This is a genomic window from Pseudomonas sp. 3296, from assembly GCF_031456615.1.
GTDB classification, from domain to species: domain Bacteria; phylum Pseudomonadota; class Gammaproteobacteria; order Pseudomonadales; family Pseudomonadaceae; genus Aquipseudomonas; species Aquipseudomonas mucoides.
Map to the genome: position 1 here is coordinate 242,558 of NZ_JAVDUY010000010.1, position 26,983 is coordinate 269,540.

Genomic DNA, 26,983 nt, shown 5'->3' on the forward strand with positions numbered 1-26,983 from the left:
GAGACGTTCCGCTAAGTGGTAGGTATAAAGAGGCGGGATATTTATTTCCGGCGCTTGACCTGTAAACTCGCGAGCTTTGGCTCTGTGCTGCTGCGGCGCGGAGTATCGCATAAGTAGGCGCTTTGTTCGCCTGCTGTTTATCGACAGGCACAAACTCTTTCAATGAATTTGCTCAAATCGTTGGCCGCCGTCAGCTCTATCACGATGATTTCCCGGGTTTTGGGGTTTGTTCGTGACACGCTGATCGCACGTACATTTGGTGCCGGGATGGCGACGGACGCCTTCTTTATCGCCTTCAAATTGCCCAATCTGTTGCGGCGAATCTTCGCCGAGGGGGCGTTTTCCCAAGCCTTCGTGCCGATTCTGGCCGAATACAAAAGCCAGAAGGGCGAGGAGGCGACGCGAACATTCATTGCCTACGTCTCGGGTTTGCTGACATTGGTGCTGGCGCTAGTCACGGCATTGGGGATGATTGCGGCGCCCTGGGTTATCTGGGCGACTGCGCCGGGTTTTACCGATACGCCGGAAAAATTCGAGCTGACTTCCAGCCTGTTACGGGTGACCTTTCCCTACATATTGCTGATTTCCCTGTCGTCCCTGGCCGGTGCGATCCTCAATACCTACAACCGTTTTTCAGTGCCGGCCTTTGTGCCGACCTTGCTCAACGTCAGCATGATCGTCTTTTCGGTGTTCCTGACGCCGTACTTCGATCCGCCGGTTATGGCACTCGGATGGGCGGTTCTGGTGGGTGGCCTGGCGCAATTGCTTTATCAACTACCGCACCTGAAAAAAATCGGCATGCTGGTGTTGCCGCGCCTGAACCTGCGTGACAACGGTGTCTGGCGAGTGATGAAGCAGATGCTGCCGGCGATTCTCGGCGTATCGGTCAGCCAGATTTCCCTGATCATCAACACCATTTTCGCGTCCTTCCTGGTGGCCGGCTCTGTGTCCTGGATGTACTACGCCGACCGCTTGATGGAATTGCCGTCCGGTGTATTGGGCGTGGCGCTGGGCACGATTCTGTTGCCGACGCTGGCCAAAACCTACGCCAGCAAAGACCGTCACGAATATTCGCGCATCCTCGACTGGGGGCTGCGCCTGTGCTTCGTCCTGGTGTTGCCGTGTTCGCTGGCGCTGGGGATTCTGGCTGAGCCTCTGACCGTTTCGCTGTTCCAGTACGGCCAGTTCAGTGCCTTTGATGCGTCGATGACCCAACGTGCGCTGATCGCTTATTCCGTCGGTTTGCTCGGGATTATCGTGATCAAAGTGCTGGCACCGGGCTTTTATGCGCAACAAAACATCCGCACACCGGTAAAAATCGCCATTTTCACCCTGGTGGTTACGCAGTTGTTCAACCTGATGCTGATCGGTCCGCTGGCTCACGCCGGCCTGGCCCTGGCCATCAGCGCCGGCGCCTGCATCAACGCCGGGCTGTTGTTCTATCAACTGCGCAAGCAGCAGATGTATCAGCCGCAGCCGGGCTGGGCGAAGTTCGGCGCCAAGCTCGTTATTGCCGTGTTGGTGATGTCCGCCGTATTGCTGGTCGGGATGCACTTTATGCCGGCATGGGATCAAGGGCATATGCTTGAAAGATTCCTGCGTCTGGGCGCCTTGATCACCGCCGGCATCGTCGCTTACTTCGGAATGTTGCTGCTGATGGGCTTCCGTTTGCGCGACTTCAATCGCAAGGCATTGAGCTGAGGTTGCAGCCTCGATAAACACGGGCGAGCCGGTGGTTTTGTCGGCTCGATCACTTTGGTTACGGTGTTGCCTGTCGTCGGCCGCCGGGTGTGGTTATAATCGACCACTTTATGAGCAAGAAGCGCGTTATGCAGCTGGTTCGAGGCCTCCAAAATCTGCGCCCCCAGCATCGGGGCTGTGTCGCCACTATTGGCAACTTTGACGGTGTTCACCGTGGCCACCAGGCTATCCTGGCGAGGCTGCGTGAACGTGCGCTCGAGTTGGGCGTGCCTAGCTGCGTGGTGATTTTTGAGCCGCAGCCGCGAGAATTCTTCGCCCCGGACACGGCCCCGGCCCGTCTGGCCCGGCTGCGGGACAAACTGCAGCTGCTGGCCGACGAAGGTGTCGACCGCGTCCTGTGCCTGGCCTTCAACCAGCGGCTGAGCAAGCTCAGCGCCAGCGAATTCGTCGATACCATTCTGGTGGACGGCCTTGGTGTGCAGCACCTCGAGGTCGGTGACGACTTCCGCTTCGGCTGTGACCGCGTCGGCGATTTCGATTTCCTGCAACAGGCCGGCATCGTGCAGGGCTTTACCGTGGAAGCTGCGCAAACCGTCGAGCTGGACGGTATTCGCGTCAGCAGCACCCAGGTCCGCAATGCCCTGGCCGCTGCCGATTTCGTCCTGGCCGAGCGACTGCTCGGGCGGCCGTTCCAGATTACCGGACGAGTGCTGCACGGCCAGAAGCTGGCGCGCCAGTTGGGTACGCCCACGGCCAACATACAACTCAAGCGCCGTCGCGTGCCGCTGACCGGGGTTTACCTGGTCAACGTCGACATCGATGGCAAGACCTGGCCAGGCGTCGCCAATATCGGCGTGCGGCCAACGGTCCAAGGTGATGGCAAAGCCCACCTCGAAGTGCATCTTTTAGATTTTGCCGGCGATCTGTATGACCGGCGTTTGACGGTGGTCTTCCACCACAAGCTGCGTGAAGAGCAGCGTTTCGCCTCTCTGGAGGCGCTTAAGACGGCGATCAATGCGGATGTCGCCGCCGCCCGTGCCCTGTCGCACCTAGCGCCAATCGCTAATGAAGAGCCTTAAATGACCGACTATAAAGCCACGCTAAACCTTCCGGACACCGCCTTCCCAATGAAGGCCGGCCTGCCTCAGCGCGAACCGCAGATTCTGCAGCGCTGGGACAGCATTGGCCTGTACGGTAAGTTGCGCGAGATTGGCAAGGATCGTCCGAAGTTCGTACTTCACGACGGTCCTCCGTACGCCAACGGCACGATTCACATCGGTCATGCGTTGAACAAGATTCTCAAGGACATGATCATCCGTTCGAAGACCCTGTCGGGTTTCGATGCACCTTATGTTCCGGGCTGGGACTGCCACGGCCTGCCGATCGAGCACAAAGTCGAAGTGACCCACGGCAAGAACCTGGGCGCGGACAAGACCCGCGAACTGTGCCGTGCCTACGCCACCGAGCAGATCGAAGGGCAGAAATCCGAATTCATCCGTCTGGGCGTGTTGGGCGACTTCGCCAACCCCTACAAGACCATGGACTTCAAGAACGAAGCCGGTGAAATCCGTGCCCTGGCGGAAATCGTCAAGGGCGGCTTCGTGTTCAAGGGTCTGAAGCCTGTGAACTGGTGCTTCGACTGCGGTTCGGCCCTGGCTGAAGCGGAAGTCGAGTACGAGAACAAGAAGTCCTCGACCATCGACGTGGCGTTCCCGATTGCCGACGAAGCCAAGCTGGCTGCCGCTTTCGGTCTGGCGTCGCTGGCCAAGCCGGCTTCGATCGTGATCTGGACCACTACCCCGTGGACCATCCCGGCCAACCAGGCGTTGAATGTTCACCCTGAATTCAACTACGCCCTGGTCGATGTCGGCGACAAACTGCTGGTGCTGGCTGAAGAGCTGGTCGAGTCGTGCCTGGCCCGTTACAGCCTGGAAGGCTCGGTCGTTGCGACCACCACCGGTAAAGAGCTGGAACTGATCAACTTCCGTCACCCGTTCTACGACCGTCTGTCGCCGGTTTACCTGGCCGACTACGTTGAGCTGGGCGCCGGCACGGGTGTGGTTCACTCCTCGCCAGCCTACGGCGTAGACGACTTCGTGACCTGCAAGAAGTACGGCATGGTCAACGATGACATCATCAATCCGGTACAAAGCAACGGCGTTTACGTACCGTCGCTGGAGTTCTTCGGCGGCCAGTTCATCTGGAAGGCCAACCCGGCCATCGTCGACAAATTGACCGAAGTCGGTGCGCTGTTGCACACCAGCATCATCGAACACAGCTACATGCATTGCTGGCGTCACAAGACCCCGCTGATCTACCGCGCCACCGCGCAGTGGTTCATCGGCATGGACAAAGAGCCTGTGACCGGCGACACCCTGCGCAAGCGCGCGATCAAAGCCATCGAAGAGACCAAGTTCGTCCCGGCCTGGGGCCAGGCGCGCCTGCACTCGATGATCGCCAACCGTCCGGACTGGTGCATCTCCCGTCAACGCAACTGGGGCGTGCCGATCCCGTTCTTCCTGAACAAGGAAAGCGGCGAACTGCACCCACGCACTGCCGAGCTGATGGAAGAAGTTGCCAAGCGCGTCGAAGTCGAAGGCATCGAAGCCTGGTTCAAGATGGACGCCGCCGAACTGCTCGGTGACGAAGCGCCGCTTTACGACAAAATCAGCGACACCCTGGACGTCTGGTTCGATTCGGGCACCACGCACTGGCACGTCCTGCGCGGTTCGCACCCAATGGGCCACGAAACCGGTCCGCGCGCCGACCTGTACCTGGAAGGCTCGGACCAACACCGCGGCTGGTTCCACTCGTCGTTGCTGACCGGTTGCGCCATCGACAACCACGCGCCGTACCGCGAACTGCTGACCCACGGCTTCACTGTCGATGAGTCCGGCCGCAAGATGTCCAAGTCGCTGGGCAACGTTATTGCACCGCAAAAGGTCAACGACACCCTGGGCGCCGACATCATGCGCCTGTGGGTGGCTTCCACCGATTACTCGGGTGAAATGGCCGTGTCCGAGCAGATCCTGCAACGCAGTGCGGACGCCTACCGGCGTATCCGTAACACCGCGCGCTTCCTGCTCTCGAACCTGACCGGCTTCAACCCGGCCACCGACATCCTGCCGGCCGAAGACATGCTGGCGCTGGACCGTTGGGCTGTGGACCGTACCTTGCTGCTGCAACGCGAGCTGCAAGAGCACTACGGCGAATACCGCTTCTGGAACGTCTATTCCAAGATCCACAACTTCTGCGTGCAGGAGCTGGGCGGTTTCTACCTCGACATCATCAAGGACCGTCAGTACACCACTGGCGCCAACAGCAAGGCGCGCCGTTCGGCGCAAACCGCGCTGTACCACATCTCCGAAGCGCTGGTGCGCTGGATCGCGCCGATCCTCGCATTCACCGCTGACGAACTGTGGGAATACCTGCCGGGTGAGCGTAACGAATCGGTGATGCTCAACACCTGGTACGAAGGCTTGACCGAGCTGCCGGAAGGCGTCGAGCTGGACCGCGCCTACTGGGAGCGGATCATGGCCGTAAAGGTAGCCGTCAACAAGGAAATGGAAATCCAGCGCGCGGCCAAGGCCGTCGGTGGCAACCTGCAAGCCGAAGTGACGCTGTTCGCCGATGACGCGCTGAGCGCCGACCTGGCCAAGCTGAGCAACGAACTGCGCTTCGTGCTGATTACCTCGACCGCGACCGTTGCGCCGTTTGTACAGGCACCGGCCGATGCGGTGGTTACCGAAGTCAGCGGCTTGAAGCTGCAAGTGGTCAAGTCCAGCCACGCCAAGTGCGCCCGTTGCTGGCACTGCCGTGAAGATGTCGGCGTGAACCCGGAGCATCCGGAAATCTGCGGTCGTTGCGTCGACAACATCAGCGGCGCTGGCGAGGTTCGTCACTATGCCTAATGCCGTTGGCCGTTTCGGGCGGCTGAGCTGGCTCTGGTTGAGTTTGCTGGTCCTGGTCATCGACCAGGTCAGCAAGTTCTACTTCGAAGGCAAGCTCCAGATGTACCAGCAAATCGTGGTGATCCCCGATTACTTCAGCTGGACCCTGGCTTATAACACTGGCGCTGCGTTCAGCTTCCTGGCTGACAGCTCCGGCTGGCAGCGCTGGCTGTTCGCCCTGATCGCCGTGGTGGTCAGTGCGGTGCTGGTGGTGTGGCTCAAGCGTCTGGGGCGCAATGAAACCTGGCTGGCCGTCGCTTTGGCGCTGGTGCTGGGTGGCGCGCTGGGTAATCTGTATGACCGCATCGCCCTGGGCCACGTGATCGACTTCATTCTGGTGCATTGGCAGAACCGCTGGTATTTCCCGGCGTTCAACTTTGCCGACAGTGCAATCTCTGTCGGTGCCGTAATGCTTGCGCTAGACATGTTCAAAAGTAAGAAAACCGGAGAAGCCGTTCATGACTGAACAGGTATTGGCTGAGCAACGCATCCGCCAGAACACGGAAGTCACCTTGCACTTTGCACTGCGCCTGGAGAACGGCGACACGGTCGACAGCACCTTCGACAAAGCCCCGGCGACCTTCAAGGTCGGTGACGGCAACCTGTTGCCAGGTTTCGAAGCAGCACTGTTCGGCTTCAAGGCTGGCGACAAGCGTACGCTGACCATTCAGCCAGAAAACGCTTTTGGCCAACCCAACCCGCAGAACGTACAGATCATCCCGCGCTCGCAGTTCAAGGACATGGAACTGTCGCCTGGCTTGCTGGTGATCTTTAACGATGCGGCCAATACTGAGCTGCCCGGTGTGGTGAAGACATTCGATGACGAGCAAGTGACCATCGACTTCAACCACCCGCTGGCCGGCAAGACATTGACCTTTGACGTCGAGATCATCAACGTCAAATCGCTGTAACTTGTAGGAGCTGAGCAAGCTCAGCTCCTACGGGGTTTTAATGATCTTACTTCTTGCGCGCAAGACACGAGGCACAGCATGCAAATCAAACTCGCCAACCCCCGTGGCTTCTGCGCCGGTGTGGACCGTGCGATCGAAATCGTCAATCGCGCTCTGGAAGTCTTCGGGCCGCCGATCTATGTGCGCCACGAAGTAGTCCACAACAAATTCGTCGTCGAAGACCTGCGTGCTCGCGGGGCGATTTTCGTCGAAGAACTGGATCAGGTGCCCGATGACGTGATCGTGATCTTCAGTGCCCACGGTGTTTCCCAGGCCGTGCGCACTGAAGCCGCCGGTCGTGGCCTGAAGGTGTTCGACGCCACTTGCCCTCTGGTAACCAAGGTTCACATCGAAGTGGCCCGCTACAGCCGCGACGGCCGTGAATGCATCCTCATCGGCCACGCCGGTCATCCGGAAGTCGAAGGCACCATGGGCCAGTACGATGGCAGCAATGGTGGCGCGATCTATCTGGTCGAAGACGAGAAAGACGTCGCCGAATTGCAGGTGAACAACCCTGAAAAACTGGCGTTCGTGACCCAGACTACCCTGTCCATGGACGATACCAGCCGCGTCATCGACGCACTGCGTACACGTTTCCCTGCGATCGGTGGTCCACGCAAGGATGACATCTGCTACGCCACGCAAAACCGTCAGGACGCGGTCAAGCAACTCGCCGACGAATGCGACGTGGTCCTGGTGGTCGGCAGCCCGAACAGCTCCAACTCCAATCGCCTACGTGAACTGGCTGAGCGCATGGCCACCCCGGCCTACCTGATCGACGGTGCCGAAGACCTGCAAAAGAGCTGGTTTGAGGGGGTCGAACGTATCGGCATTACCGCTGGTGCCTCCGCTCCGGAAGTGTTGGTGCGGGGCGTGATCCAGCAGTTACAGGCATGGGGCGCCACCGGCGCCGATGAACTGGCCGGTCGCGAGGAGAACATCACGTTCTCCATGCCTAAAGAGCTGCGCGTGCGTTCCCTGCTTTAACGCTGACATAAAGCCTGCTCAACCTTGTCGCTGCGCAGGCTGACGCGACCCGTAGCGGCCAGCACCACCTGGAGCTGGCTGACCGGTTCGCGGGCTGCGCAAAAATGCACAGTCCCCGCTTGAAACGCCCGTCCGGGCATCTGGGGTTCGCCGATCCCGCTGAATCGAACATATCGCCTGACCGGCCAATTGCCGACAATCGCTCCCCGAGCGCTATCCACGCGCTCAACCAGCAGCGGATTGCTGCTGTCCTCCGGTCCTTTGCCACTGATGTCCAGAATGATCCGCCAGCCCTGACCCCAATCCCCGTTGATGCCATGAATCACAACGGCCTGATTGCGTGTGATGGCCAGGGTTCTGGCATTGCGAATACCACTGACCAGAGCGTTCGCCGTCGCCTCGCGATGGTTCGATTCAGTGAGTGCCGCGAACGCCGGACTGACCAACAGCAGAACAATTGCGGCAATCGCCAGTCCCATAAGCAGTTCGATCAGGCTGAAACCTTGCTGATGCATGGCATTTCCCTCCCTGGAGTGGTGTGACCCGCGCAATCCATGCGCAAGTAATGGCAAAACAACCCGCCTGGGCCGGTCGAATGTTCTAGCGTGTAGAAGCAGGTATAGCCGACGGCAACGGAGGGCACCGATGGATCATCGTACAAAAGGTTTCACGCTGATCGAACTGTTGATCACGCTCGCGGTGTTTCTGATCCTGATCACCCTGGCCGTACCGGCGTTTACCCGTTCGGTGCAAACCACCCGGGCCGATACCGAAATCGGCGACTTGCAGCGCGGACTCAATTTCGCCCGACTGGAGGCCATCGACCGTGGCATCACCACCCGCGTCCGCCCGACGGCGGGCGGCAGTGTCTGGACTGGTGAATTGACGGTCTATGACGGTACTGGCACACCGGCCAATGTATTGCGGGTTGTTCCAGCGATGAGCAGCGGCGCCACTCTGACGCTAACCTCAGGAGTGACCGCGCTGGACTTCAACAACCTGGGCGGTTTGTCGGCACCGTCTACCGCCGTCGTCATCAACTATGTATTGGGGACGCAAAGCAGGACGCTGAATGTGTGTTTGAACGGACGAATTCTATTGGGTGGAAGTTGCGGATGAGGGAATGGAGCAAGCGTGCACAGGAGGGCATGACGCTGATCGAAGTCCTGGTGGCGTTGTTGATACTGACGGTGGGGCTATTGGGGGCGGCGGCGATTCAGCTCAATGCGCTGAAGTACACCGACAGTTCACGGATGACCAGCCAGGCGAGTTTTATCGCCTACGACATGATGGACCGCATTCGCGCCAATTCCGCTGCCGACTACACCATCACGCCTCCGACCTCGGGCAACCTGAGTGTCACCCGGGACCAGGATCTCTACGACTTCACCACCAACATCGTCAATTTCGGCGGCGCGACGGCCACTGGCAGCGTGACGCTGAACCAGCGGGTTTACACCATTACCATCAACTGGGACGACTCGCGCGCCGCCAATATCGCCAGCTCGCGCCGCAGCTTTGTCCTGACCAGTCGCGCCACGGCCGACCCGGTGTCCACGCCATGAACCGCTCCAGCCGAGGGTTCGGTTTGATCGAGTTGCTGATCGCGCTGGCGTTGAGCCTGATCGTGGTCCTGGGCGTGGCGCAGATTTTCATCGCGGCGAAAAATACCTACGTCAGCCAGAACGTCTCCGCCGGGATGCAGGAAGACGCGCGTTTTGTGTTGAGCAAAATGATTCAGGAAATCCGTATGGTCGGCATGTTCGGCTGTCTGGGCACTATCACCGATTCGAGTTCGTCGGGTGACTTCAACGCCAGTCAGATAACGCCCATCAGTTGGGACAACGCCAACCTCAAGCTGACGCTGGTGACGGCGGATGTTGGCGGCAACGGCGGAGCGCCGACCTGGACGGTGGTGTCTGACTGTCGAAACTCGGCGACGGCGTACACCGGCGCACGAACACCCGCGACAGGGTTTCTGGCCTTTCCGATCCGGCGGTTGATCTACAGCTTCAGCAACAACCAGATATTGATGGGGGCGGGTGCCGGCACGCCCACCCAGTACGTGCTGGTGAACAACGTGAGTGCGTTCAACGTGAGCTTCGGTCTCGCCAGTTCCGCCACAGATGTGGCGGCTTCCAGTTACAGCAGCAACCCGTCGGACCCGGCACGCATCCGCAGCGTACGCCTGAGCCTGACCCTCACCGACCCGAATAATCGGGTGCGCAACCAGACCTTCAGCGTGGTTGCCGCCTTGCGCAACCGTCTGCCATGAGGGCGGCCACCATGACGTCTCAAGCCCAGCGTGGCATGGCGCTGCTGGTCAGTCTGGTGTTTCTGCTATTGCTGACACTGATCGGCCTTTCTTCGATGCAGAATGCCACCCTGCAGGAAAAAATGGCCGGCAGTGTGAGCCTGCGCAACCAGTCGTTTCAGGGGGCCGAAGCGGCGTTGCGCGTGGGTGAAAGCGCGGTGCAGCTCGACAGCTATTCATTGCCGGTCTGCAGCCAGTGCGCCCCGCCGGCCGAGGCCACGAGCCTCACGGCCGCCGGTCTCAACTCCAGCTCTGGTGTGACGTGGATCGCTTCCGGCGGTGGCTTTTACGGGGTGCAAAACATCGGCACCACGCTCAACGCCGTCAATGTGCCGAGCAATACCTCGGCGACGCTTTACCGGGTGACCGCCGTCGGCATCGCGGGCAACTCGCGCAGCGTCGTGGAGAGTATTTATGCTAAGTACTGAATGGCGCGCCCGCATGTGTCGGCTGCTTTGCGGCGTTGTGTTCGGCCTTTATCTGTCGGCCCCGGCGTATGCCTTCACGCCTTCGGATTCACCGCTGTTAAGCGCCGCGGCTGTTGCGCCGAACGTGATGTTGCTGATCGACGACTCGGGGAGCATGAACAGCATCCTTTACGCCGCCGGGTTCGATCCGACCGTTACTGGGCGCACGCCCGCCAGACAATGTAATTTTTTCCTCGGGCTGTGTTTGAGCGGCAGCGATATCGTCGGTGATTCGATCTTCCTGTCCAGCCTGCCGCAGTCCGGTTGTTCCAGTGGGGCCTACGCGTTTTACAACAACAGCCTGGCGCCGTTGTGCCTGAAGTTGCCAGACCCGGTGGGCAATGAAAACACCCGCTACTCCGACGATTACCTGTCCTACCTGGTGGGCTTGGCCAACGGCAGCAACCGGGATTTCACCACCGGCTCGATCCCCAACGACTACCGCATGAACGTGGCGCGAAACGTGTCCACGGCACTGGTGAGCAGCAACCGCGGCCTGCGCATGGGGCTTGCGACGTTCAATCCGGTAAATAGCAGCAACTCCGGCAATGGCGGCTTCATCGCCCGCTCGATCAGTGATCTATCGGTGGTGAGCGGCAGCGTGACCCAATCGCAGGCCGACAACAATTACAACAACCTGATCAGCTCCATCAATGGCTTGAGCGCCGTGGCCAACACCCCGCTGGCGGAAACCTACTACGAAATCACCCGCTACTTCCGGGGGCTGGCGCCGTACTACAACTCGACGCCAGCCACCTACACCAGCCCGATCCAGTACCGTTGCCAGAAAAACTATGGTGTGGTCATCACCGATGGCCTGCCGACGTTTGACCGGAGCTTCCCGACCAACGACCCACTGGGGGGCACCCGGCTGCCAAACTGGGACGGCGTGAACAATGATGGCAACAACCTCAACGGTGACGGCGAAGGTGACACCCTTTACCTCGACGACATCGCCAAGTTCGCGTTCGACATCGACATGCGCTCCACCGGCACCGATGCGGCGGGCAAAAGCTGGAACGCGGTGGACTTCCCGAAACAGAACATGAACACCTACACCGTAGGGTTTACCGCTGCGAATCAGATGTTGTCGGACGCGGCCGGCTATGGGCAGGGCAAGTATTATCAGGCGACCGATAGCGTGGGGCTCAACAACGCATTGTCGTCAGCGTTGAGTGAGATCACTTCCAAGGCTGGTTCCGGGGGGAGCGGGGTCACCAGCGGTACCACCCTGACCAGCGGATCCAGCTATTTTCAGACCAGCTATGACCCGAAAGACTGGCGCGGCACCCTCAAGTCCTTTGGTTTCACGTCTGCTGGGGTGGTGAACACTGCCGCTGTGCAATGGACCACCGACACTACCATCGTCCCCGGCGCGACCGTACCGGCGTTTCAATCCTGGAACACCCTGAGCAACACCGCTGTCACGCTGGCCTACAGCAGTTTTTCCCCGGCGCAGCAGACATCGTTGAGTCAGAGCCTGCCCACCGGCATCACTGGCAGCGATCTGGTGGAGTGGAGCAAGGGCACCAACAAAACCGGGCTCAAGGTGCGCAGCGTATTGCTCGGCGACATCATCAACTCGCCGCTGGTGTTGGCCTCCCCTGTGGATAAAACCGCATCCGATCTGCTGGGCGACAGTACTTACAGCACCTACCTGAACATCAAAGCCGCCAATATGAGTGCCAGCCTGGTGGTGAACGCCAACGACGGTTTTGTGAATGTCATCAACTCGGCCAATGGTGTCAGGCGCTATGCCTACATGCCGTCCAGTGTTTTGCCCTCGCTGCGGTACATCGCCGATCCAGCCTACATCAACGGTGTGAGCCACAAGTATCTGGTCGATGGGCAGGTCGGTGTGTTCGATGCCCAACTCAGCGGCACCTGGAAAACCCTGGCCATTGGCGGCACCGGGGCGGGCGGCAAAGTCTTCTATGCGCTGCAACTGTTCGATGCCTCGTTGGGTAACGCGTTCAAGGCGTTGTGGGAAATCGCTGCGCCGACCACGCCGAGTACGGCGAACGTGTTCAATGACCTGGGTTATGCCTACGCTCGACCGGAAGTGGCACGCTTGGCCGATGGTCGATGGGCCGCGTTTATTTCTAACGGTTATGGCAGCAACTCTGGCGTCGCTGCGTTGTACGTGGTGGATGTGCGTGATGGGTCGTTGATCAAGAAAATCGTGGTCGACAGCACTGAAACCACCAATGGTCTGTCGTCGGTGAAGCTCAGGGTCAACTCGCAGAATGTGGTGCAGGCTGCTTATGGCGGCGACTTGAAAGGGCGGTTGTGGAAGTTCGATCTGAGCGCCACGGCGCCCGATACCTGGGGCGTGGCCTTTTCCGGCAAGCCGCTGTTTACCACGGCCGGTGGCGCCACTCAGCCCATTACCGCGCAACCTTTGCTGGCGGACAATGCACTGGGCGGCAAGGAGGTGTTTGTCGGCACTGGTAAATTCAATGAGACGGCCGACAAGACCAACAAGGATTTACAGGCGTTTTATGCAGTGTGGGATGCGGACGGCGGATCGGGTCAAATCACCGTGGCCAGTTTGCAGGCTCAGGCGGTAACGGGGGTGTTCTCTGGCAGCACTGGCCAGTTCATCACCACCAGCCAGAACGACGTGACCTACCCGGCAGAGAAGGGCTGGTATTTGCCACTGGGGTACAACAACGCGCTGATCGGCGAGCGAGTGATCAATCAGGCCAGTCTGATACTGGGGCGGATCGTTTTTACTACGGCAAGTGTGGACACTACGGACCCGTGCGCCAGCTTCGGTACCGGCAAACTGGTCGAGCTGGAGGCATTCAGCGGTAAGATGCTCAACTATGCGGTGCTTGATACCAATGGCGACGGGGTGGTCGACAGTACAGATACGGTGTCGAGCGGGGTGATTTTCACCGGTGGCATTCCGACCCTGAACGCCATCGTCAATGGTGCAACCCGCAAAATCGTGAACGATTCCAGTGGCGGTATCAGCACGCTGGTGGAAAAATCCGGCGGCGGCAGCCGTCGCATCATGTGGCGACAAATACAGTAAGTGAGAGTTGAGGCATGCGTAGATCCAACCGAGGTTTTACCCTGATCGAAATCATGATCGTGATTGCGATCATCGGGATCGTCATGACCATTGCCGCCCCGAGCTTCACCGAATACTTGAAGAAAGGCCGACGCAGCGAAATCGCCGGGGTGTTGTCGGAGCAGGCGCAGATCCTTGAGCGGTTCTACACCAAGAGCAATGTCTACACCAACGCCACAGGCCTGAGCGCCGGCAACGACTATTACACCATCACCCCGACTATCACTGACCAGACCTTCCTGCTGACGGCCGTGCGCAAACCAGGTTCGAGCATGGCAATCGACAAGTGCGGGGATTTCACCCTGACCAATACCGGTGTCCGGAGCATGGTCAACGCAACAGCCGGTTTGACCGCCAAGGATTGCTGGGGTCGCTGAGTTTTCTTTCGGGTGCCTTTTGCGCCCTCTGTCTATTTAACGGTTGGATCTGAACATGACCAGGCAACAGCAAGTGGTGATTGTCGGCGGCGGCGTGATCGGGCTGCTGACGGCGTTCAATCTCGCGTCCGAAGTCCGCAGTGTGGTGCTGCTGGATCGTTCGAACGTTGGGCAGGAGTCATCATGGGCGGGCGGCGGGATTGTTTCTCCGCTCTATCCGTGGCGCTACAACCCGGCGGTCACTGCGTTGGCGCATTGGTCCCAGGATTTTTATCCACAGCTCGGTGAGCGATTGTTCGCGGCGACCGGGGTTGATCCTGAGGTTCACACCACCGGCCTGTATTGGCTTGACCTGGATGATGAAACCGAGGCACTGGCGTGGGCGAAACGGGAAAACCGCCCGCTACGGGCTGTGGATATCTCTGCGGCGCATGATGCCGTGCCGGTGTTGGGCGCGGGTTTTTCGCGGGCGATCTATATGGCCGACGTGGCCAATGTACGCAATCCGCGGCTGGTAAAGTCGCTGAAAGCTGCATTGCTGGCGCTGCCGAATGTGACGATTCACGAGCAGTGCGAAGTCAGCGGGTTTATTCGTGAAGGTGATCAGGTCGTTGGCGTACAGACCTCTACGGGTGCCGTTCCGGGTGATCAAGTGGTTCTGACTGCCGGCGCCTGGAGTGGTGATTTGCTCAAAGAACTGGGCTTGGCGTTGCCGGTCGAACCGGTAAAAGGGCAAATGATTCTGTACAAGTGCGCGGCGGATTTTTTGCCGAGCATGGTGCTGGCCAAGGGGCGTTACGCGATTCCCCGGCGCGATGGGCACATTCTGATTGGCAGCACGCTGGAGCATGAAGGCTATGACAAGACGCCGACCGACTTGGCATTGGAAAGCCTCAAGGCCTCGGCGGTGGAGTTGATTCCCGCGTTGGCGGATGCCGAAGTCGTCGGGCATTGGGCCGGTTTGCGGCCGGGCTCGCCGGAAGGCATTCCTTACATCGGTCAGGTGCCCGGGTTTGAAGGGCTTTGGCTTAATTGCGGGCACTACCGCAACGGGTTGGTGCTGGCGCCGGCGTCGTGTCAGTTGTTTGCGGATGTGATGCTGGGGCGTGAGCCGATTATTGATCCTGCACCTTATGCGCCGGTAGGGCGTATCTAGCCGCAGGATCTTCGGCGACTGTCATATTGCCTTCGCGAGCAAACCCGCGAAGGGGGCCTCAATCCAGCCCGAGTTTTTTCAGTCTGTAACGCATCGACCTGAACGAAAGATTCAACCGCTGAGCCGCCGCCGTGCGGTTCCAGCGGGTTTCTTCCAGTGCCTGGAGGATGACCTTGCGCTCGACGTTTTCCAGATAGTCTTCCAGATTGTCGATCTGCGTCAGGTCCGCAAGCCCGCCTTCTGCCGTGCAATTACCGTCGGCCAGACGTAAGTCGCTGGCTTCAATCTGCTTGTTTTCGCACAAGGTGTGAGCCCGTTCGAGTACGTTCTCCAGTTCTCTCACATTGCCCGGAAATCGGTAGCCTTTCAGCGCATCCAAGGCGAGCGGATGGAGCGTCGCGGGAGGTCGGCCGCTACCGGCTGCCAAGCGCTTGAGCACATGGCTGGCCAGTGGTTCGATGTCGTCACGGCGTTCGCGCAAGGGCGGAACCCGCAGTTCGATCACGTTGAGCCGATAGTACAAATCCTGACGAAAGCGTTCGGCGGTGATTTCGGCCTCAAGGTCTTTGTGGGTGGCGCAAAGAATGCGCACGTCGATCACGGTTTCCTGTTGCTCACCGATACTGCGCACGGCTTTTTCCTGAATCGCACGCAGCAGTTTGACCTGCATCGGCAACGGCAAATCTGCGACTTCATCGAGGAACAGCGTGCCTCCCCGGGCGGCCTGGAACAGTCCGCGCTTGTCTTCGATGGCACCACTGAAACTGCCTTTGCGATGCCCGAAGAATTCGCTTTCCATCAGCTCTGACGGAATCGCCCCACAGTTGACCGGGACGAAGGGATGATGGGCTCGCGGGCCTTGTTCGTGGATCAGTCTTGCAACCAATTCCTTGCCGCTGCCGGACTCGCCGCTGATGTACACCGGCGCCTGGCTGCGGGCGAGTTTGTCGATGTGTTTGCGCAGGCTGCGCATGGGCAACGAGTTGCCCAGCAGCCGGCGATCAATCGCCGTACTGGCGTCGGCTGGAGCAGGCAGGCGCAGGGCGCTGGTGACCAGTTCCCGCAGGCGAGTGAGGTCGACCGGCTTGGTCAGGAAGTCAAAGGCACCGGCCTTGAGCGCGCTAATAGCTGTTTCAAGGCTGCCGTAGGCGGTGATCATCGCCACCGGCACCTGTGCGTAACGCTGCTGGATGTGCTGCACCAGTTCAAGGCCGCTGCCGTCGGGCAGGCGCATGTCGGTCAGGCACAGATCGAAGGTTTCCCGAGCCAGCAACGCTTGCGCATCGCCGAGGTTTCGGGCGCTGAAAGTATCGAGTTTCATCCGTCCCAGGGTGATTTCCAGGAGTTCGCGGATATCCGGTTCGTCGTCGACGATCAGGACTTTGGGCCGTGGGCTCATGTTCAACTTTGTTTCCGTCCGTGAGCAAAAGTGATGCGAAAGCAGCCGCCGCCTTGGCGTGGTTTGAAGTCTAGGCGGGCCTGGTTGCTTTCGCACAGCTCACGGGACAGATAAAGCCCCAGGCCTGTGCCTTGGCTACTGGTGGTAAAAAACGGCTCGAACAAATGCCCCTGCTGGTCGGGCGTCACGCCGGGGCCGTCGTCCACAACCTCGAGGATCGGCAATTGGCTGTCGGCATCGACAAACAACTCGAGCCAGACCTGAGCCGTGTCGTGATTCAGGGCACTGTAGCGCCAGGCATTTCGCAATAAATTGTCCAGGACCTGGGTGAGCTGGTTCGGGTCCATCAAGGTGTTGAAGTCGCCGGAACCCATGCGCAGGTGAATTTGCTGGGCGTCGTTCGTGCTCTCACGGGTTTCAGCGACGAACCGTTCCAGCCACGGCTTCAGGTCCAGCCGTTGCGGGATGGTTTGCTGGCGGCGGGACAGTTGCAGGACGTTTTCGATAACCCGATTCATTCGCTGAGAGTGGTCTTGAATAATCTGGGTCAGACGCCGGTCCGCCCCGTTGAGTTCCTCGGATTCGCGCAGCAATTGCGCGGCATGACTAATGGCACCCAATGGATTGCGGATTTCATGGGCAATACCCGCCGTCAGTCGACCGAGGGCGGCGAGTTTCAGTTGCTGTGCCTGTTGTGCGACCTGAGCGATGTCTTCGAGGAAAACCAGGGTCTGAGGATTCGGGCTTTGGTCCAGGGCAATGAAGCTGGGTTGCAGCTCCAGACCGCTGCCGGGGATTTTCAGGCTTTGCGGACGTAAGGCTGGATTGTTGAACCACAATTGCAGGCGTTCGACCAGCGTGGGGGAAAAGTCATCGATCAGCCGTCCATCGAGTGCTTTATGCCCCAGCAGGATCAATGCGCTGTGGTTGGCCAACTGCACTCGACGCTGTTCGTCGAGCACCAGAATGCCCGTGCGCATGCGTTGCAGAATGAGTGCGTTGAGGGTTTCGAGCCCCATCACTTCGCTGGCCCGCTGTTCGGCGAGGTGTTCACTGACTTCCAGGCGTCTGCTCAGCCCTTGCACCAGCAACGCCGAGGCAAAACACAGGGCACCGAGCATGCCGACTTGCAGGTAATCGTTGGGGCTGGCCGGATGGCTGAAGCTCAGGAGGAAGCTCAAACCGACGATGCCCAGCGCGCCGACCGCGGCGATTAACAGGCCGACACGCCCACGCAGCAGCGTATTGCTGATGGCCACCGACACAATCAGCAGATTGCCGATGGCGCTGGCCACTCCGCCCGCAGCGTAGAACAAACCGCAGAGCAGCAAGACATCGACCAGCGCCAGGCTGAACAGCTGCGCCGGCCGGCGGGTGTTTTCCAGGAACACCACAAGCAGAATGTTCAGTACCAGGTACAACCAGCTGCCATTACGCAGCAGGTCGTCATTGGCGAACGCCAGCAACTGGTTGTCCAGGTTACTGGTCATCAACAGTACGAGGGTGATGCCGATACTTAAACGGTAGAGGTGATAGAGGCGCAGCAGTCGCTGAGCTTGTTTGCCGCCGGGACTGGAGGTCTCAGCGACCACTGGGGCCCGGGCCTTGCTCAAGGTGAGCCTGGCTGCAATACCACTGTTGTTGAAGGCTCAGCGCGCGGTCGCGGGGCAAGTGCACGCCACAATGGGCGCAACGGACCATGGGAGCCGCCTCCAGCTCGGCGGAGGACCTTGGGGCGTTAGCCGCGCCCTTGAACTTGCGCCAGAACCATACTGCAGCGGCAATCAGGGCGATCCAGAACAGTAAACGAAGCATGGTGAGCTGCTTTATGACGAGTGATTAAGCAGTTTAGCCAAGGTCATGCCGAGCGCACAGCGTAATCATCACGCCCACAAAAAAGGAGCCTCGCAAGGCTCCTTTTTGTACAACCTGAGGTGTCAGTCAAACACGCCAAAGGTCATGTAGCTGAACCACGAGCGGTCGCTGTTGTTGCCCTCGGACTCGTGTTGCTCTTCTTCGACTGCGTCGCCATTGCCATCTTTAGGCTTCAGTTCGCTCGGAATCGCGTCCTTGGCGTCCTGGAACTGTTTCTGCACGTCCTGGTTGGCGCGGGTTTCACCCGGCGGCAGCGGCGGACGGGATTCGATCAGGCCCAGGGTGGCCTTGCTCAACCACGAACGGTTGTCGGCTTCGGCAACCGAAGGCTGGAACTGACCGTCCACCAAGCTTGGGTGGTTCGGGTAGTTGAGCTTCAGGGTTTCGAGGCTGGTGGCTGCCAGTTCGTCCAAGTGCAGCCGCTGGTAGGCTTCAGTCATGACCGCCAGGCCGTCACCGACGGACGGGGTTTCCTGGAAGTTTTCCACCACATAACGACCACGGTTCGCGGCGGCGACATAGGCCTGACGGGTCAGGTAGTAGTCGGCAACGTGAATCTCGTAGGAGGCCAGCAGGTTGCGCAGGTAAATCATGCGCTGCTTGGCATCCGGCGAGTAGCGGCTGTTCGGGAAGCGGCTGGTCAGCTGGGCGAACTCATTGTAGGAGTCGCGAGCGGCACCCGGGTCACGCTTGGTCATGTCCAGCGGCAGGAAGCGCGCCAGCAGGCCGACGTCCTGGTCGAACGACGTCAAACCTTTCAGGTAGTAGGCGTAATCCACGTTCGGATGCTGCGGGTGCAGGCGAATGAAACGCTCGGCAGCAGACTTGGCGGCTTCAGGCTCGGTGTTCTTGTAGTTGGCGTAAATGAGCTCGAGTTGAGCCTGATCAGCGTAGCGACCGAACGGATAGCGCGATTCCAGAGCCTTCAACTTGGCAATGGCGCTGGTATAGCTACTATTGTCCAGATCGTTCTGAGCCTGCTGGTACAGCTCGACTTCGCTAAGGTTTTCGTCTACGACTTCCTTCGATGAGCAAGCAGCGGTCAATGCGAGGATGGCGATCAGCAGCAGGTGTTTCACTTGCATGGCGGCTTGCGTCCCTATGACGGCCGCTGTCTTGGGCGGGGCCGTCCTGTTATGATGAGCGCCCCGTTGAATAGCCTCGGGGCAAAAGACGCCGTATTTAACCACAAGCGCGCAGCCGAAACCAAAGGCTGTGCCGACGCCTAGTCTGAGCATGTCCGATAAAATTGAACTTCGCGCAGAGGTGCCGTCCGAATTGGGCGGCCAACGCCTCGATCAAGTCGCCGCACAATTATTCGCTGAGCACTCGCGCTCGCGCCTTTCCGCCTGGATCAAAGACGGCCGCCTGACTGTGGATGGGGCGGTTATCCGCCCGCGAGACATCGTCCACGGTGGCGCCATTCTTGAACTGACCGCCGAGCAGGAAGCTCAGGGCGAATGGATCGCTCAAGACATCGAGCTGGACATCGTCTATGAAGACGACGACATCCTGGTGATCAACAAACCCGCGGGCCTGGTGGTGCATCCTGCCGCCGGTCACGCTGATGGCACCTTGCTCAACGCCTTGCTGCACCACGTGCCGGACATCATTAATGTGCCCCGCGCCGGTATCGTGCATCGCCTGGACAAGGACACCACCGGTCTGATGGTGGTGGCCAAGACCATTCAGGCGCAGACACAGCTTGTCACGCAATTGCAGAGCCGCAGCGTAAGCCGGATCTACGAATGCATCGTGATCGGCGTGGTGACGGCAGGCGGCAAGATCAATGCACCAATCGGTCGTCACGGCCAGCAACGCCAGCGCATGGCCGTAATGGAAGGGGGCAAGCAAGCCGTCAGCCATTACCGCGTGCTCGAGCGTTTCCGCTCCCACACTCACGTGCGGGTGAAGCTGGAAACCGGTCGTACCCACCAGATTCGTGTGCACATGGCCCACATCAACTACCCGTTGGTCGGAGACCCTGCCTATGGCGGTCGCTTCCGTATCCCGCCGGCAGCCAGTGTGACCATGGTCGAATCGTTGAAGGCGTTCCCGCGTCAGGCACTGCACGCGCGGTTCCTGGAACTGGATCACCCGACCACCGGTAAACGCATGAGCTGGGAATCGCCACTGCCGGACGATTTTGTCTGGTTGCTGACCCTGCTCAAGCAAGACCGTGAGGCGTTCATCGGATGAGTGACTGGCTGATTCCCGACTGGCCTGCGCCTGCCGGGGTTAAAGCCTGTGTGACCACCCGTGCGGGCGGCGTCAGTCTGGCGCCGTTCGATAGCCTCAATCTCGGCGATCACGTCGACGACAGCCCCGAAGCTGTCGCCGAAAATCGCCGTCGTCTTACCGATCATTTCTCTATTCAACCGGCCTGGCTGCAGCAGGTTCACGGCATCGCCGTGGCCCATGCGGACCCAAGCCTGGTAGCCACTGCCGATGCCAGTTGGACAGCCACGCCCGGTATCGCCTGCGCAGCGATGACCGCCGACTGCTTGCCGGCGCTGTTTTGCGACCGTGCCGGCACTCGCGTTGCCGCGGCCCACGCCGGTTGGCGTGGATTGGCGGCGGGTGTGCTGGAAGCGACGCTCGATGCGTTGGCTGTACCCCCGGAGGAAGTGCTCGTCTGGCTCGGCCCGGCCATTGGCCCCGAAGCCTTTGAAGTCGGCCCGGAAGTGCGTGAAACCTTCGTCGATCAATTGCCTGAAGCTGCCAAAGCCTTTGTGCCGAGTGCCAATGCTGGCAAGTTCATGGCCGATATCTACGAGCTGGCGCGTTTGCGCCTCGCGGCCCGTGGTGTCACCGCTGTTTATGGTGGCGGTTTCTGCACCGTGACCGATCCGCGCTTCTTTTCTTACCGCCGCAGTCCGCGCACCGGTCGGTTTGCCTCCCTTATCTGGCTGGAACGCTAGACTTCTCTGATCTGCATCAACTGATCGACGCTTGAAACTCCCAGAATCGACCGCATCTATAACGGTATCTGGCAGGTTTCTTCATTCAGGATGTTTTATAGGTCCGGCCTGCTCAAAAGGAAGGTGACCCATGCGCATAGATCGATTAACCAGCAAATTGCAGTTAGCACTCTCCGACGCCCAATCCCTGGCCGTCGGCCTCGACCATCCCGGCATCGAGCCGGCGCACTTGATGCAGGCCATGCTCGAACAGCAGGGTGGCTCGATCAAACCCCTGCTGATGCAGGTCGGTTTCGACGTCAACAGTCTGCGTAAAGAGCTGACCAAAGAGCTCGACCAGCTACCGAAAATCCAGAACCCGACCGGCGACGTCAACATGTCGCAGGACTTGGCGCGCCTGCTCAATCAGGCTGATCGCCTGGCCCAGCAGAAGGGCGACCAGTTCATCTCCAGCGAACTCGTGCTGCTCGCCGCCATGGACGAGAACAGCAAGCTCGGCAAGTTGTTGCTGGGGCAGGGCGTGAGCAAGAAAGCCCTGGAAAACGCGATCAATAACCTGCGGGGTGGCGAAGCGGTCAACGATGCCAACCACGAGGAATCGCGCCAGGCGCTGGATAAATACACCGTCGACCTGACCAAGCGCGCCGAAGAAGGCAAGCTCGATCCGGTCATCGGCCGTGACGACGAAATTCGCCGGACCATTCAGGTCCTGCAACGCCGTACCAAAAACAACCCGGTGCTGATCGGTGAGCCTGGTGTGGGTAAAACCGCCATTGCCGAGGGTCTGGCCCAGCGCATCATCAACGGCGAAGTGCCGGACGGCCTGAAAGGCAAACGTCTGCTGTCCCTCGACATGGGGGCGCTGATCGCCGGTGCCAAGTATCGCGGTGAGTTTGAAGAGCGCCTGAAATCGCTGCTCAACGAGCTGTCGAAGCAGGAAGGGCAGATCATTCTGTTCATCGACGAACTGCACACCATGGTCGGCGCCGGTAAAGGCGAAGGCTCGATGGACGCGGGCAACATGCTCAAGCCTGCGCTGGCGCGCGGCGAGCTGCATTGCGTCGGCGCGACCACGCTCAACGAGTACCGTCAATATATAGAGAAGGACGCAGCCCTCGAGCGGCGCTTCCAGAAAGTGTTGGTGGATGAGCCGAGTGAAGAGGACACCATCGCGATTTTGCGTGGCCTCAAAGAGCGCTATGAGGTTCACCACAAGGTGGCGATCACCGACGGCGCCATCATCGCAGCGGCCAAGCTTAGCCATCGCTATATCACTGACCGTCAGTTGCCGGACAAGGCCATCGACCTGATCGACGAAGCGGCCAGCCGAATCCGCATGGAGATCGACTCCAAGCCGGAAGTGCTCGACCGTCTGGAGCGTCGCCTGATTCAATTGAAGGTGGAATCCCAGGCACTGAAGAAAGAAAGCGACGACGCGGCGAAGAAGCGCCTGGAAAAACTCCAGGAAGAAATCGTTCGTCACGAACGTGAGTACTCGGACCTGGAGGAAATCTGGAACGCGGAAAAAGCCGAAGTCCAGGGCTCTGCGCAGATCCAGCAAAAAATCGAACAGTCCCGTCAGGAACTGGAAGCCGCACGCCGTAAAGGCGACCTGAACCGCATGGCGGAGCTGCAATATGGGGTGATCCCGGACCTGGAACGCAGCCTGCAAATGGTCGACCAGCACGGTAAAAGCGAGAACCAGTTGTTGCGCAGCAAGGTGACTGAGGAAGAAATCGCTGAAGTCGTGTCGAAGTGGACCGGCATTCCGGTGTCAAAAATGCTCGAAGGCGAGCGCGACAAGCTGATGAAGATGGAAAGCCTGTTGCACCAGCGTGTGATCGGTCAGGACGAAGCAGTCATCGCGGTCTCCAACGCGGTGCGGCGTTCCCGGGCCGGGTTGTCCGACCCGAATCGCCCGAGCGGTTCGTTCATGTTCCTCGGCCCGACCGGTGTCGGTAAAACCGAGCTGTGCAAGGCACTGGCCGAGTTCCTCTTTGATACTGAAGAGGCGATGGTGCGGATCGACATGTCCGAGTTCATGGAGAAACATTCCGTGGCGCGACTGATCGGTGCGCCACCAGGCTATGTAGGCTATGAAGAGGGCGGTTACCTGACCGAGGCGGTGCGTCGCAAGCCTTACTCGGTGATCCTCCTGGATGAGGTCGAGAAGGCCCACCCGGATGTGTTCAACATCTTGCTGCAAGTGCTGGAAGATGGCCGCTTGACCGACAGCCATGGCCGCACGGTGGATTTCAAGAACACTGTGATCGTCATGACGTCCAACCTGGGCTCGGTGCAGATTCAGGAACTGGTCGGTGATCGTGAGGCACAGCGCGCGGCGGTGATGGATGCGATTTCCACCCACTTCCGGCCGGAGTTCATCAACCGGGTCGACGAAGTGGTGATCTTCGAGCCATTGGCGCGGGATCAGATCGCGGGCATTACCGAGATCCAGTTGGGTCGCCTGCGCAGTCGCCTGACCGAGCGTGAACTGAAGCTGGAGTTGAGCCCTGAGGCCATGGATAAGCTGATCGCGGTGGGTTACGACCCGGTGTACGGCGCACGTCCGCTCAAACGAGCGATTCAGCGCTGGATCGAGAACCCGCTGGCTCAGTTGATTCTGTCGGGTCGTTTCATGCCCGGCGATACGGCACAGGGTGTGGTGGAAAACGACGAAATCGTATTCGTCTGACCCATCCAGGCAACAAAATCGACAAGGCCTCGCATTGCGAGGCCTTTTTTTCGCCAGGCTGTTGAACTCTAAGGAAAAGGCTTGTAAAGTGCGCCCCGCAGTCAGTCACCCGTCAGGGTTTCCGCTCCCCAAGCAGGAATCCAAAATAAGTTGCAAATCATTAACTTGAAAGCAATTTAGGGGGTTGACAGAGGTGCTGAAGATTGTAGAATAGCGCGCCTCAGACACACGAACGCAGCGATGCGAACGGGTCGAAGAGAACGCAAAAAGCTTCACCGTTGTAAATTGAAATATGTAGTTCCGTGATAGCTCAGTCGGTAGAGCAAATGACTGTTAATCATTGGGTCCCAGGTTCGAGTCCTGGTCACGGAGCCAATTTCAAACCGGGGTATAGCGCAGTCCGGTAGCGCGCCTGCTTTGGGAGCAGGATGTCAGGAGTTCGAATCCCCTTACCCCGACCATTTTTGGGTCGTTAGCTCAGTTGGTAGAGCAGTTGGCTTTTAACCAATTGGTCGTAGGTTCGAATCCCACACGACCCACCATTTTTGAAACCAGTTAACGCTGGGATCAGATCTTAAGATCAGAGGCCAAAAGCGCTGATCGAAGAAGGCGACTTGTGAAGGTCGCCTTTTTTTTACCGGGGTATAGCGCAGTCCGGTAGCGCGCCTGCTTTGGGAGCAGGATGTCAGGAGTTCGAATCCCCTTACCCCGACCATATTAAAAATCCTCGTATCGAAAGATACGGGGATTTTTTTTGTCTGCCGTTTTTATCCACCGAAAATGCGATCCCCTTCAAGTCATCGTACAACTTGCCGATAGCGAAGCGACGGGGTTCTGCCGATACACGCCCCTTATCCAGGCCATTACAAAAAAGGGCGTTCGTTATGTTGCTTCGTCAGTTGAATATTGCTCCTCGGGCGGCCTTGGGGTTTGCCCTGATCGCCGTATTGGTCGCCTTGCTCGGTGTGTTTGCGCTGGGGCAGATGGCGAGCATTCGCGACAGTGAGGTGGCGGTGGAGAAGCAATGGCTGCCGAGCATCCGCGGTGGCGACGAGATCCGCGAGATCATGTTGCGCATCCGTACCATTTCCCTGCGCATGGCTCTGGATCAGGACCCCAACAACATCCCTCAGTACCGCAGCCAGATGGATACTCGCGACAAGGAACTCAGCGACAGGATTGCGGCGTACGACAAACTGGTAAACACACCTGAAGGCAAGGTGTTATATGACCAGTTCAAAACCACCTTCGCGGCCTACCGTTCCGGTATTGCCCAATCGTTTTCCCTGGCGGAACAAGGTCGTCGTGACGAACTGACCAAATTGCTGCTGATCGACATGAAAACCGTGGTCGATGGCTCCGGTAAACAGCTCAGTGATCTGGCGGACCTGTTCGCCAAGCAAGTCGCCGCCGAAAGCGAGAAATCCGCCGCGCATTACGACACGTCGCGAATGATCGTCAGCCTGTTCATCGCGTTGGCGGCCCTGGCCACCGTCGGCCTCGCCATGTTGCTGACCCGCAGCATCGTCAAGCCCTTGGGCGAAGCGTTGCAGGCCGCGGAAAACGTGGCCCGTGGCGACCTGACGCGGCCGATCGAAACCCATGGCAACGACGAAGTCAGCCGCTTGCTCAAGGCGCTGGCAACCATGCAGCAGAACCTGCGTGACACCTTGCAAGGTATCAGCGGCTCGGCGGCGCAACTGGCCACGGCGGCGGATGAGTTGAACGCGGTCACCCTCGACAGCACGCAAAACCTGCAACAGCAGAACAACGAGATCGAACAAGCCGCCACCGCCGTCAACGAGATGACTACAGCGGTTGAGGAGGTTGCTCGCAATGCAGTGTCGACGTCTGACGCTACGCGCCAATCCAGCGAATCCGCCCACGCCGGTCAGGAGCGCGTCAGCGAAACGGTCACGGCCATCGGTGCGCTGGCCAGTGATGTGCAAGTGACGGGTGGCCTGGTTCAATCCCTGGCCAACCAGTCGCAGGACATTGGCAAGGTGCTGGATGTGATTCGTGCAATTGCGGAGCAGACCAATCTGCTGGCACTCAACGCCGCCATCGAAGCGGCGCGCGCCGGGGAAAGTGGTCGGGGGTTTGCGGTGGTGGCTGATGAAGTTCGCGCACTGGCTTATCGCACGCAGCAATCGACCCAGGAAATCGAACAAATGGTTCAGGGCATGCGCAGCGGCTCGACCCAGGCGCTGGATTCGATGCAAGCGAGCTCAACTCGCGCAGCGACGACTCTGGCCCTGGCCGAGCGTGCGGGCGAAGCGCTGCAGACCATCACCGACTCGGTTCACCAGATCCATGAGCGCAATATGGTGATCGCCAGCGCGGCTGAAGAACAGGCCCAAGTGGCGCGAGAAGTGGATCGCAATCTGGTGAATATTCGCGACCTGTCCGTGCGTTCCGCTGCCGGGGCGAATCAGACCAGTGCCTCCAGCCATGAGCTCTCACGTCTGGCCAATTCGTTGAGCACCATGGTGCAACGCTTCCAGGTGTAAATCTGCCCGACGAAAAAATGCCCCGCTTCTCGGTGAAGAAAGCGGGGCGTGGTGCTCAGAGGCTTAGGCGCCGTCTTGGTCTTTCAGGTGCTCGAACAGGCCTTTTGGCATTTTTTTGCCGTTGGCTTCGAAGTTGGCTTTCACGTTGTTGAAAGCCTCTTGCTCGTCGATGAAGCCGTCGTGGTTGGTGTCGATCTTGTCGAAGTTGGACTTCGGCGCGACCGCCTGGAATTCGGCGCGGGAGACCTTGCCGTCGCCATCAGTGTCGGTCTTGGCCATCGACGCGTCGCCACACTTGCCTTCGCCACATTTGCCTTCAGGGGTTTTCACCACCTGTTCAGCCGAGGCCAACAGATAGCCTTGAGTCAGTGGCTGCGAAGCGAAGACGGAGCCGGTCAACATCATGCCTCCAGCCAGAACAGCGCCAAGCAGACCGATAGTGTTTTTGGTAGTACGGGACATTTCAATTCTCCTGGGTTGCACGACACAACCACTCGATAAAGGGTTGCCACGTAAGTGCGGCGACAACCGAAGCTGGCGAGTTGCCTTGCTCGGGTGTGGCCATTTAGCGGGATGGGTGTATCGCTACTGTGTCGCGCAAG

Annotated in this window: 23 protein-coding genes, 4 tRNA genes and 1 pseudogene; 22 read left to right on the plus strand and 6 right to left on the minus strand. The window is 59.3% G+C overall.

Features of this window, described 5'->3' with window-relative positions; translation table 11 throughout:
* The first annotated feature begins 162 nt into the window (after positions 1-162).
* The 6 genes from murJ to ispH all read left to right on the plus strand — a co-directional run bounded on the left by murJ (position 163) and on the right by ispH (position 7,588).
* Complete coding sequence (gene murJ, locus J2X66_RS26850) at positions 163-1,701, plus strand: murein biosynthesis integral membrane protein MurJ (RefSeq protein WP_310270709.1); 1,539 nt, start codon at positions 163-165, stop codon at positions 1,699-1,701.
* A gap of 128 nt (positions 1,702-1,829) precedes the next feature.
* Positions 1,830-2,780 (plus strand): bifunctional riboflavin kinase/FAD synthetase, encoded by a 951-nt coding sequence (ribF, locus tag J2X66_RS26855; protein ID WP_027924197.1) that lies wholly within the window; start codon positions 1,830-1,832, stop codon positions 2,778-2,780.
* Entirely contained in the window at positions 2,781-5,612 is a 2,832-nt protein-coding gene (gene ileS / locus J2X66_RS26860; protein ID WP_310270712.1) for an isoleucine--tRNA ligase, read from the plus strand.
* Positions 5,605-6,117, plus strand: coding sequence for a signal peptidase II (gene lspA, locus J2X66_RS26865; RefSeq protein ID WP_310270715.1), 513 nt, complete (start codon positions 5,605-5,607; stop codon positions 6,115-6,117). Before ileS ends, lspA begins: the two co-directional genes overlap by 8 nt.
* Positions 6,118-6,124: 7 nt before the next feature.
* Positions 6,125-6,562 carry an FKBP-type peptidyl-prolyl cis-trans isomerase gene (gene fkpB / locus J2X66_RS26870; protein ID WP_177327872.1) on the plus strand — a complete coding sequence of 146 codons (438 nt, stop codon included), beginning with the start codon at positions 6,125-6,127 and terminating at the stop codon, positions 6,560-6,562.
* Between the two features lie 78 nt (positions 6,563-6,640).
* A complete protein-coding gene (ispH, locus tag J2X66_RS26875) occupies positions 6,641-7,588 on the plus strand; it encodes a 4-hydroxy-3-methylbut-2-enyl diphosphate reductase (RefSeq protein WP_310270718.1) in 948 nt (315 codons plus the stop codon).
* On the opposite strand, the gene J2X66_RS26880 is transcribed toward ispH, so the two are convergent.
* Positions 7,585-8,103, minus strand: coding sequence for a GspH/FimT family pseudopilin (locus J2X66_RS26880; RefSeq protein ID WP_310270721.1), 519 nt, complete (start codon positions 8,101-8,103; stop codon positions 7,585-7,587). The genes ispH and J2X66_RS26880 overlap by 4 nt on opposite strands.
* 130 nt (positions 8,104-8,233) lie before the next feature.
* Here J2X66_RS26880 and J2X66_RS26885 point away from each other — a divergent pair, with 130 nt between their 5' ends.
* The 7 genes from J2X66_RS26885 to thiO are packed head-to-tail and all read left to right on the plus strand — an operon-like array spanning position 8,234 to position 14,981.
* On the plus strand, positions 8,234-8,707 hold the full coding sequence (locus J2X66_RS26885) for a GspH/FimT family pseudopilin (RefSeq protein ID WP_310270724.1): 474 nt from the start codon (positions 8,234-8,236) through the stop codon (positions 8,705-8,707).
* The gene (pilV, locus tag J2X66_RS26890) at positions 8,704-9,153 is read left to right on the plus strand and encodes a type IV pilus modification protein PilV (protein WP_310270727.1); all 450 of its coding nucleotides are present in this window, start codon (positions 8,704-8,706) and stop codon (positions 9,151-9,153) included. Before J2X66_RS26885 ends, pilV begins: the two co-directional genes overlap by 4 nt.
* Positions 9,150-9,863, plus strand: a complete 714-nt coding sequence (locus J2X66_RS26895; protein WP_310270730.1) for a prepilin-type N-terminal cleavage/methylation domain-containing protein — start codon at positions 9,150-9,152, stop codon at positions 9,861-9,863. Before pilV ends, J2X66_RS26895 begins: the two co-directional genes overlap by 4 nt.
* Positions 9,860-10,330 (plus strand): PilX N-terminal domain-containing pilus assembly protein, encoded by a 471-nt coding sequence (locus J2X66_RS26900; protein WP_310270733.1) that lies wholly within the window; start codon positions 9,860-9,862, stop codon positions 10,328-10,330. The genes J2X66_RS26895 and J2X66_RS26900 overlap by 4 nt, the downstream gene beginning before the upstream one ends.
* Positions 10,317-13,409 carry a PilC/PilY family type IV pilus protein gene (locus J2X66_RS26905; RefSeq protein ID WP_310270736.1) on the plus strand — a complete coding sequence of 1,031 codons (3,093 nt, stop codon included), beginning with the start codon at positions 10,317-10,319 and terminating at the stop codon, positions 13,407-13,409. The genes J2X66_RS26900 and J2X66_RS26905 overlap by 14 nt, the downstream gene beginning before the upstream one ends.
* Positions 13,410-13,423: 14 nt before the next feature.
* The gene (locus tag J2X66_RS26910) at positions 13,424-13,825 is read left to right on the plus strand and encodes a type IV pilin protein (RefSeq protein ID WP_310270739.1); all 402 of its coding nucleotides are present in this window, start codon (positions 13,424-13,426) and stop codon (positions 13,823-13,825) included.
* Between the two features lie 55 nt (positions 13,826-13,880).
* The gene (gene thiO, locus J2X66_RS26915; protein WP_310270743.1) at positions 13,881-14,981 is read left to right on the plus strand and encodes a glycine oxidase ThiO; all 1,101 of its coding nucleotides are present in this window, start codon (positions 13,881-13,883) and stop codon (positions 14,979-14,981) included.
* A 58-nt stretch (positions 14,982-15,039) separates the two neighbouring features.
* On the opposite strand, the gene J2X66_RS26920 is transcribed toward thiO, so the two are convergent.
* From J2X66_RS26920 to J2X66_RS26935, 4 genes are all read right to left on the minus strand, one after another.
* Positions 15,040-16,380 carry a sigma-54 dependent transcriptional regulator gene (locus tag J2X66_RS26920; protein ID WP_310270746.1) on the minus strand — a complete coding sequence of 447 codons (1,341 nt, stop codon included), beginning with the start codon at positions 16,378-16,380 and terminating at the stop codon, positions 15,040-15,042.
* Between the two features lie 2 nt (positions 16,381-16,382).
* Positions 16,383-17,972, minus strand: a complete 1,590-nt coding sequence (locus tag J2X66_RS26925; RefSeq protein ID WP_310270749.1) for an ATP-binding protein — start codon at positions 17,970-17,972, stop codon at positions 16,383-16,385.
* Positions 17,962-18,195: a PP0621 family protein gene (locus tag J2X66_RS26930; RefSeq protein WP_027924182.1), complete on the minus strand. Its 234-nt coding sequence runs from the start codon at positions 18,193-18,195 to the stop codon at positions 17,962-17,964. Before J2X66_RS26930 ends, J2X66_RS26925 begins: the two co-directional genes overlap by 11 nt.
* 122 nt (positions 18,196-18,317) lie before the next feature.
* Entirely contained in the window at positions 18,318-19,340 is a 1,023-nt protein-coding gene (locus J2X66_RS26935; RefSeq protein ID WP_310270753.1) for an outer membrane protein assembly factor BamD, read from the minus strand.
* Positions 19,341-19,491: 151 nt separating this feature from the next.
* Here J2X66_RS26935 and rluD point away from each other — a divergent pair, with 151 nt between their 5' ends.
* From rluD to J2X66_RS30375, 9 genes and pseudogenes are all read left to right on the plus strand, one after another.
* Complete coding sequence (rluD, locus tag J2X66_RS26940) at positions 19,492-20,454, plus strand: 23S rRNA pseudouridine(1911/1915/1917) synthase RluD (protein ID WP_007942311.1); 963 nt, start codon at positions 19,492-19,494, stop codon at positions 20,452-20,454.
* Positions 20,451-21,176: a peptidoglycan editing factor PgeF gene (gene pgeF, locus J2X66_RS26945; RefSeq protein WP_310270759.1), complete on the plus strand. Its 726-nt coding sequence runs from the start codon at positions 20,451-20,453 to the stop codon at positions 21,174-21,176. The genes rluD and pgeF overlap by 4 nt, the downstream gene beginning before the upstream one ends.
* A 130-nt stretch (positions 21,177-21,306) precedes the next feature.
* Positions 21,307-23,871: an ATP-dependent chaperone ClpB gene (gene clpB / locus J2X66_RS26950; protein ID WP_310270761.1), complete on the plus strand. Its 2,565-nt coding sequence runs from the start codon at positions 21,307-21,309 to the stop codon at positions 23,869-23,871.
* Between the two features lie 299 nt (positions 23,872-24,170).
* Positions 24,171-24,246, plus strand: a tRNA-Asn gene (locus tag J2X66_RS26955).
* Positions 24,247-24,255: 9 nt separating this feature from the next.
* A tRNA-Pro gene (locus J2X66_RS26960) sits at positions 24,256-24,332 on the plus strand.
* Between the two features lie 5 nt (positions 24,333-24,337).
* Positions 24,338-24,413: transfer RNA gene (locus J2X66_RS26965), tRNA-Lys, on the plus strand.
* 96 nt (positions 24,414-24,509) lie between these two features.
* Positions 24,510-24,586, plus strand: a tRNA-Pro gene (locus J2X66_RS26970).
* A gap of 169 nt (positions 24,587-24,755) precedes the next feature.
* Positions 24,756-25,526, plus strand: a pseudogene (locus J2X66_RS30370) (MCP four helix bundle domain-containing protein); the annotation flags it as partial.
* Positions 25,518-26,381, plus strand: a complete 864-nt coding sequence (locus J2X66_RS30375) for a methyl-accepting chemotaxis protein (protein WP_405046810.1) — start codon at positions 25,518-25,520, stop codon at positions 26,379-26,381. The pseudogene J2X66_RS30370 and the gene J2X66_RS30375, both read left to right, overlap by 9 nt.
* 63 nt (positions 26,382-26,444) lie before the next feature.
* On the opposite strand, the gene J2X66_RS26980 is transcribed toward J2X66_RS30375, so the two are convergent.
* Positions 26,445-26,843, minus strand: a complete 399-nt coding sequence (locus J2X66_RS26980) for an EF-hand domain-containing protein (protein WP_310270766.1) — start codon at positions 26,841-26,843, stop codon at positions 26,445-26,447.
* Positions 26,844-26,983 lie beyond the last annotated feature (140 nt).

Excerpts from the sequence above, each read along its gene's own strand:
- J2X66_RS26930 (WP_027924182.1), bottom strand. The coding sequence starts at position 18,195 with ATGCTTCGTTTACTGTTCTGGATCGCCCTGATTGCCGCTGCAGTATGG.
- J2X66_RS26935 (WP_310270753.1), bottom strand. The coding sequence starts at position 19,340 with ATGCAAGTGAAACACCTGCTGCTGATCGCCATCCTCGCATTGACCGCT.
- J2X66_RS26980 (WP_310270766.1), bottom strand. The coding sequence starts at position 26,843 with ATGTCCCGTACTACCAAAAACACTATCGGTCTGCTTGGCGCTGTTCTG.
- ribF (WP_027924197.1), top strand. The coding sequence starts at position 1,830 with ATGCAGCTGGTTCGAGGCCTCCAAAATCTGCGCCCCCAGCATCGGGGC.
- J2X66_RS26920 (WP_310270746.1), bottom strand. The coding sequence starts at position 16,380 with ATGAGCCCACGGCCCAAAGTCCTGATCGTCGACGACGAACCGGATATC.
- J2X66_RS26905 (WP_310270736.1), top strand. The coding sequence starts at position 10,317 with ATGCTAAGTACTGAATGGCGCGCCCGCATGTGTCGGCTGCTTTGCGGC.
- J2X66_RS26900 (WP_310270733.1), top strand. The coding sequence starts at position 9,860 with ATGAGGGCGGCCACCATGACGTCTCAAGCCCAGCGTGGCATGGCGCTG.
- pgeF (WP_310270759.1), top strand. The coding sequence starts at position 20,451 with ATGAGTGACTGGCTGATTCCCGACTGGCCTGCGCCTGCCGGGGTTAAA.
- thiO (WP_310270743.1), top strand. The coding sequence starts at position 13,881 with ATGACCAGGCAACAGCAAGTGGTGATTGTCGGCGGCGGCGTGATCGGG.
- ispH (WP_310270718.1), top strand. The coding sequence starts at position 6,641 with ATGCAAATCAAACTCGCCAACCCCCGTGGCTTCTGCGCCGGTGTGGAC.
- J2X66_RS26910 (WP_310270739.1), top strand. The coding sequence starts at position 13,424 with ATGCGTAGATCCAACCGAGGTTTTACCCTGATCGAAATCATGATCGTG.
- pilV (WP_310270727.1), top strand. The coding sequence starts at position 8,704 with ATGAGGGAATGGAGCAAGCGTGCACAGGAGGGCATGACGCTGATCGAA.
- ileS (WP_310270712.1), top strand. The coding sequence starts at position 2,781 with ATGACCGACTATAAAGCCACGCTAAACCTTCCGGACACCGCCTTCCCA.
- J2X66_RS30375 (WP_405046810.1), top strand. The coding sequence starts at position 25,518 with ATGCAGCAGAACCTGCGTGACACCTTGCAAGGTATCAGCGGCTCGGCG.
- murJ (WP_310270709.1), top strand. The coding sequence starts at position 163 with ATGAATTTGCTCAAATCGTTGGCCGCCGTCAGCTCTATCACGATGATT.
- clpB (WP_310270761.1), top strand. The coding sequence starts at position 21,307 with ATGCGCATAGATCGATTAACCAGCAAATTGCAGTTAGCACTCTCCGAC.
- J2X66_RS26880 (WP_310270721.1), bottom strand. The coding sequence starts at position 8,103 with ATGCATCAGCAAGGTTTCAGCCTGATCGAACTGCTTATGGGACTGGCG.
- J2X66_RS26895 (WP_310270730.1), top strand. The coding sequence starts at position 9,150 with ATGAACCGCTCCAGCCGAGGGTTCGGTTTGATCGAGTTGCTGATCGCG.
- lspA (WP_310270715.1), top strand. The coding sequence starts at position 5,605 with ATGCCTAATGCCGTTGGCCGTTTCGGGCGGCTGAGCTGGCTCTGGTTG.
- rluD (WP_007942311.1), top strand. The coding sequence starts at position 19,492 with ATGTCCGATAAAATTGAACTTCGCGCAGAGGTGCCGTCCGAATTGGGC.
- J2X66_RS26885 (WP_310270724.1), top strand. The coding sequence starts at position 8,234 with ATGGATCATCGTACAAAAGGTTTCACGCTGATCGAACTGTTGATCACG.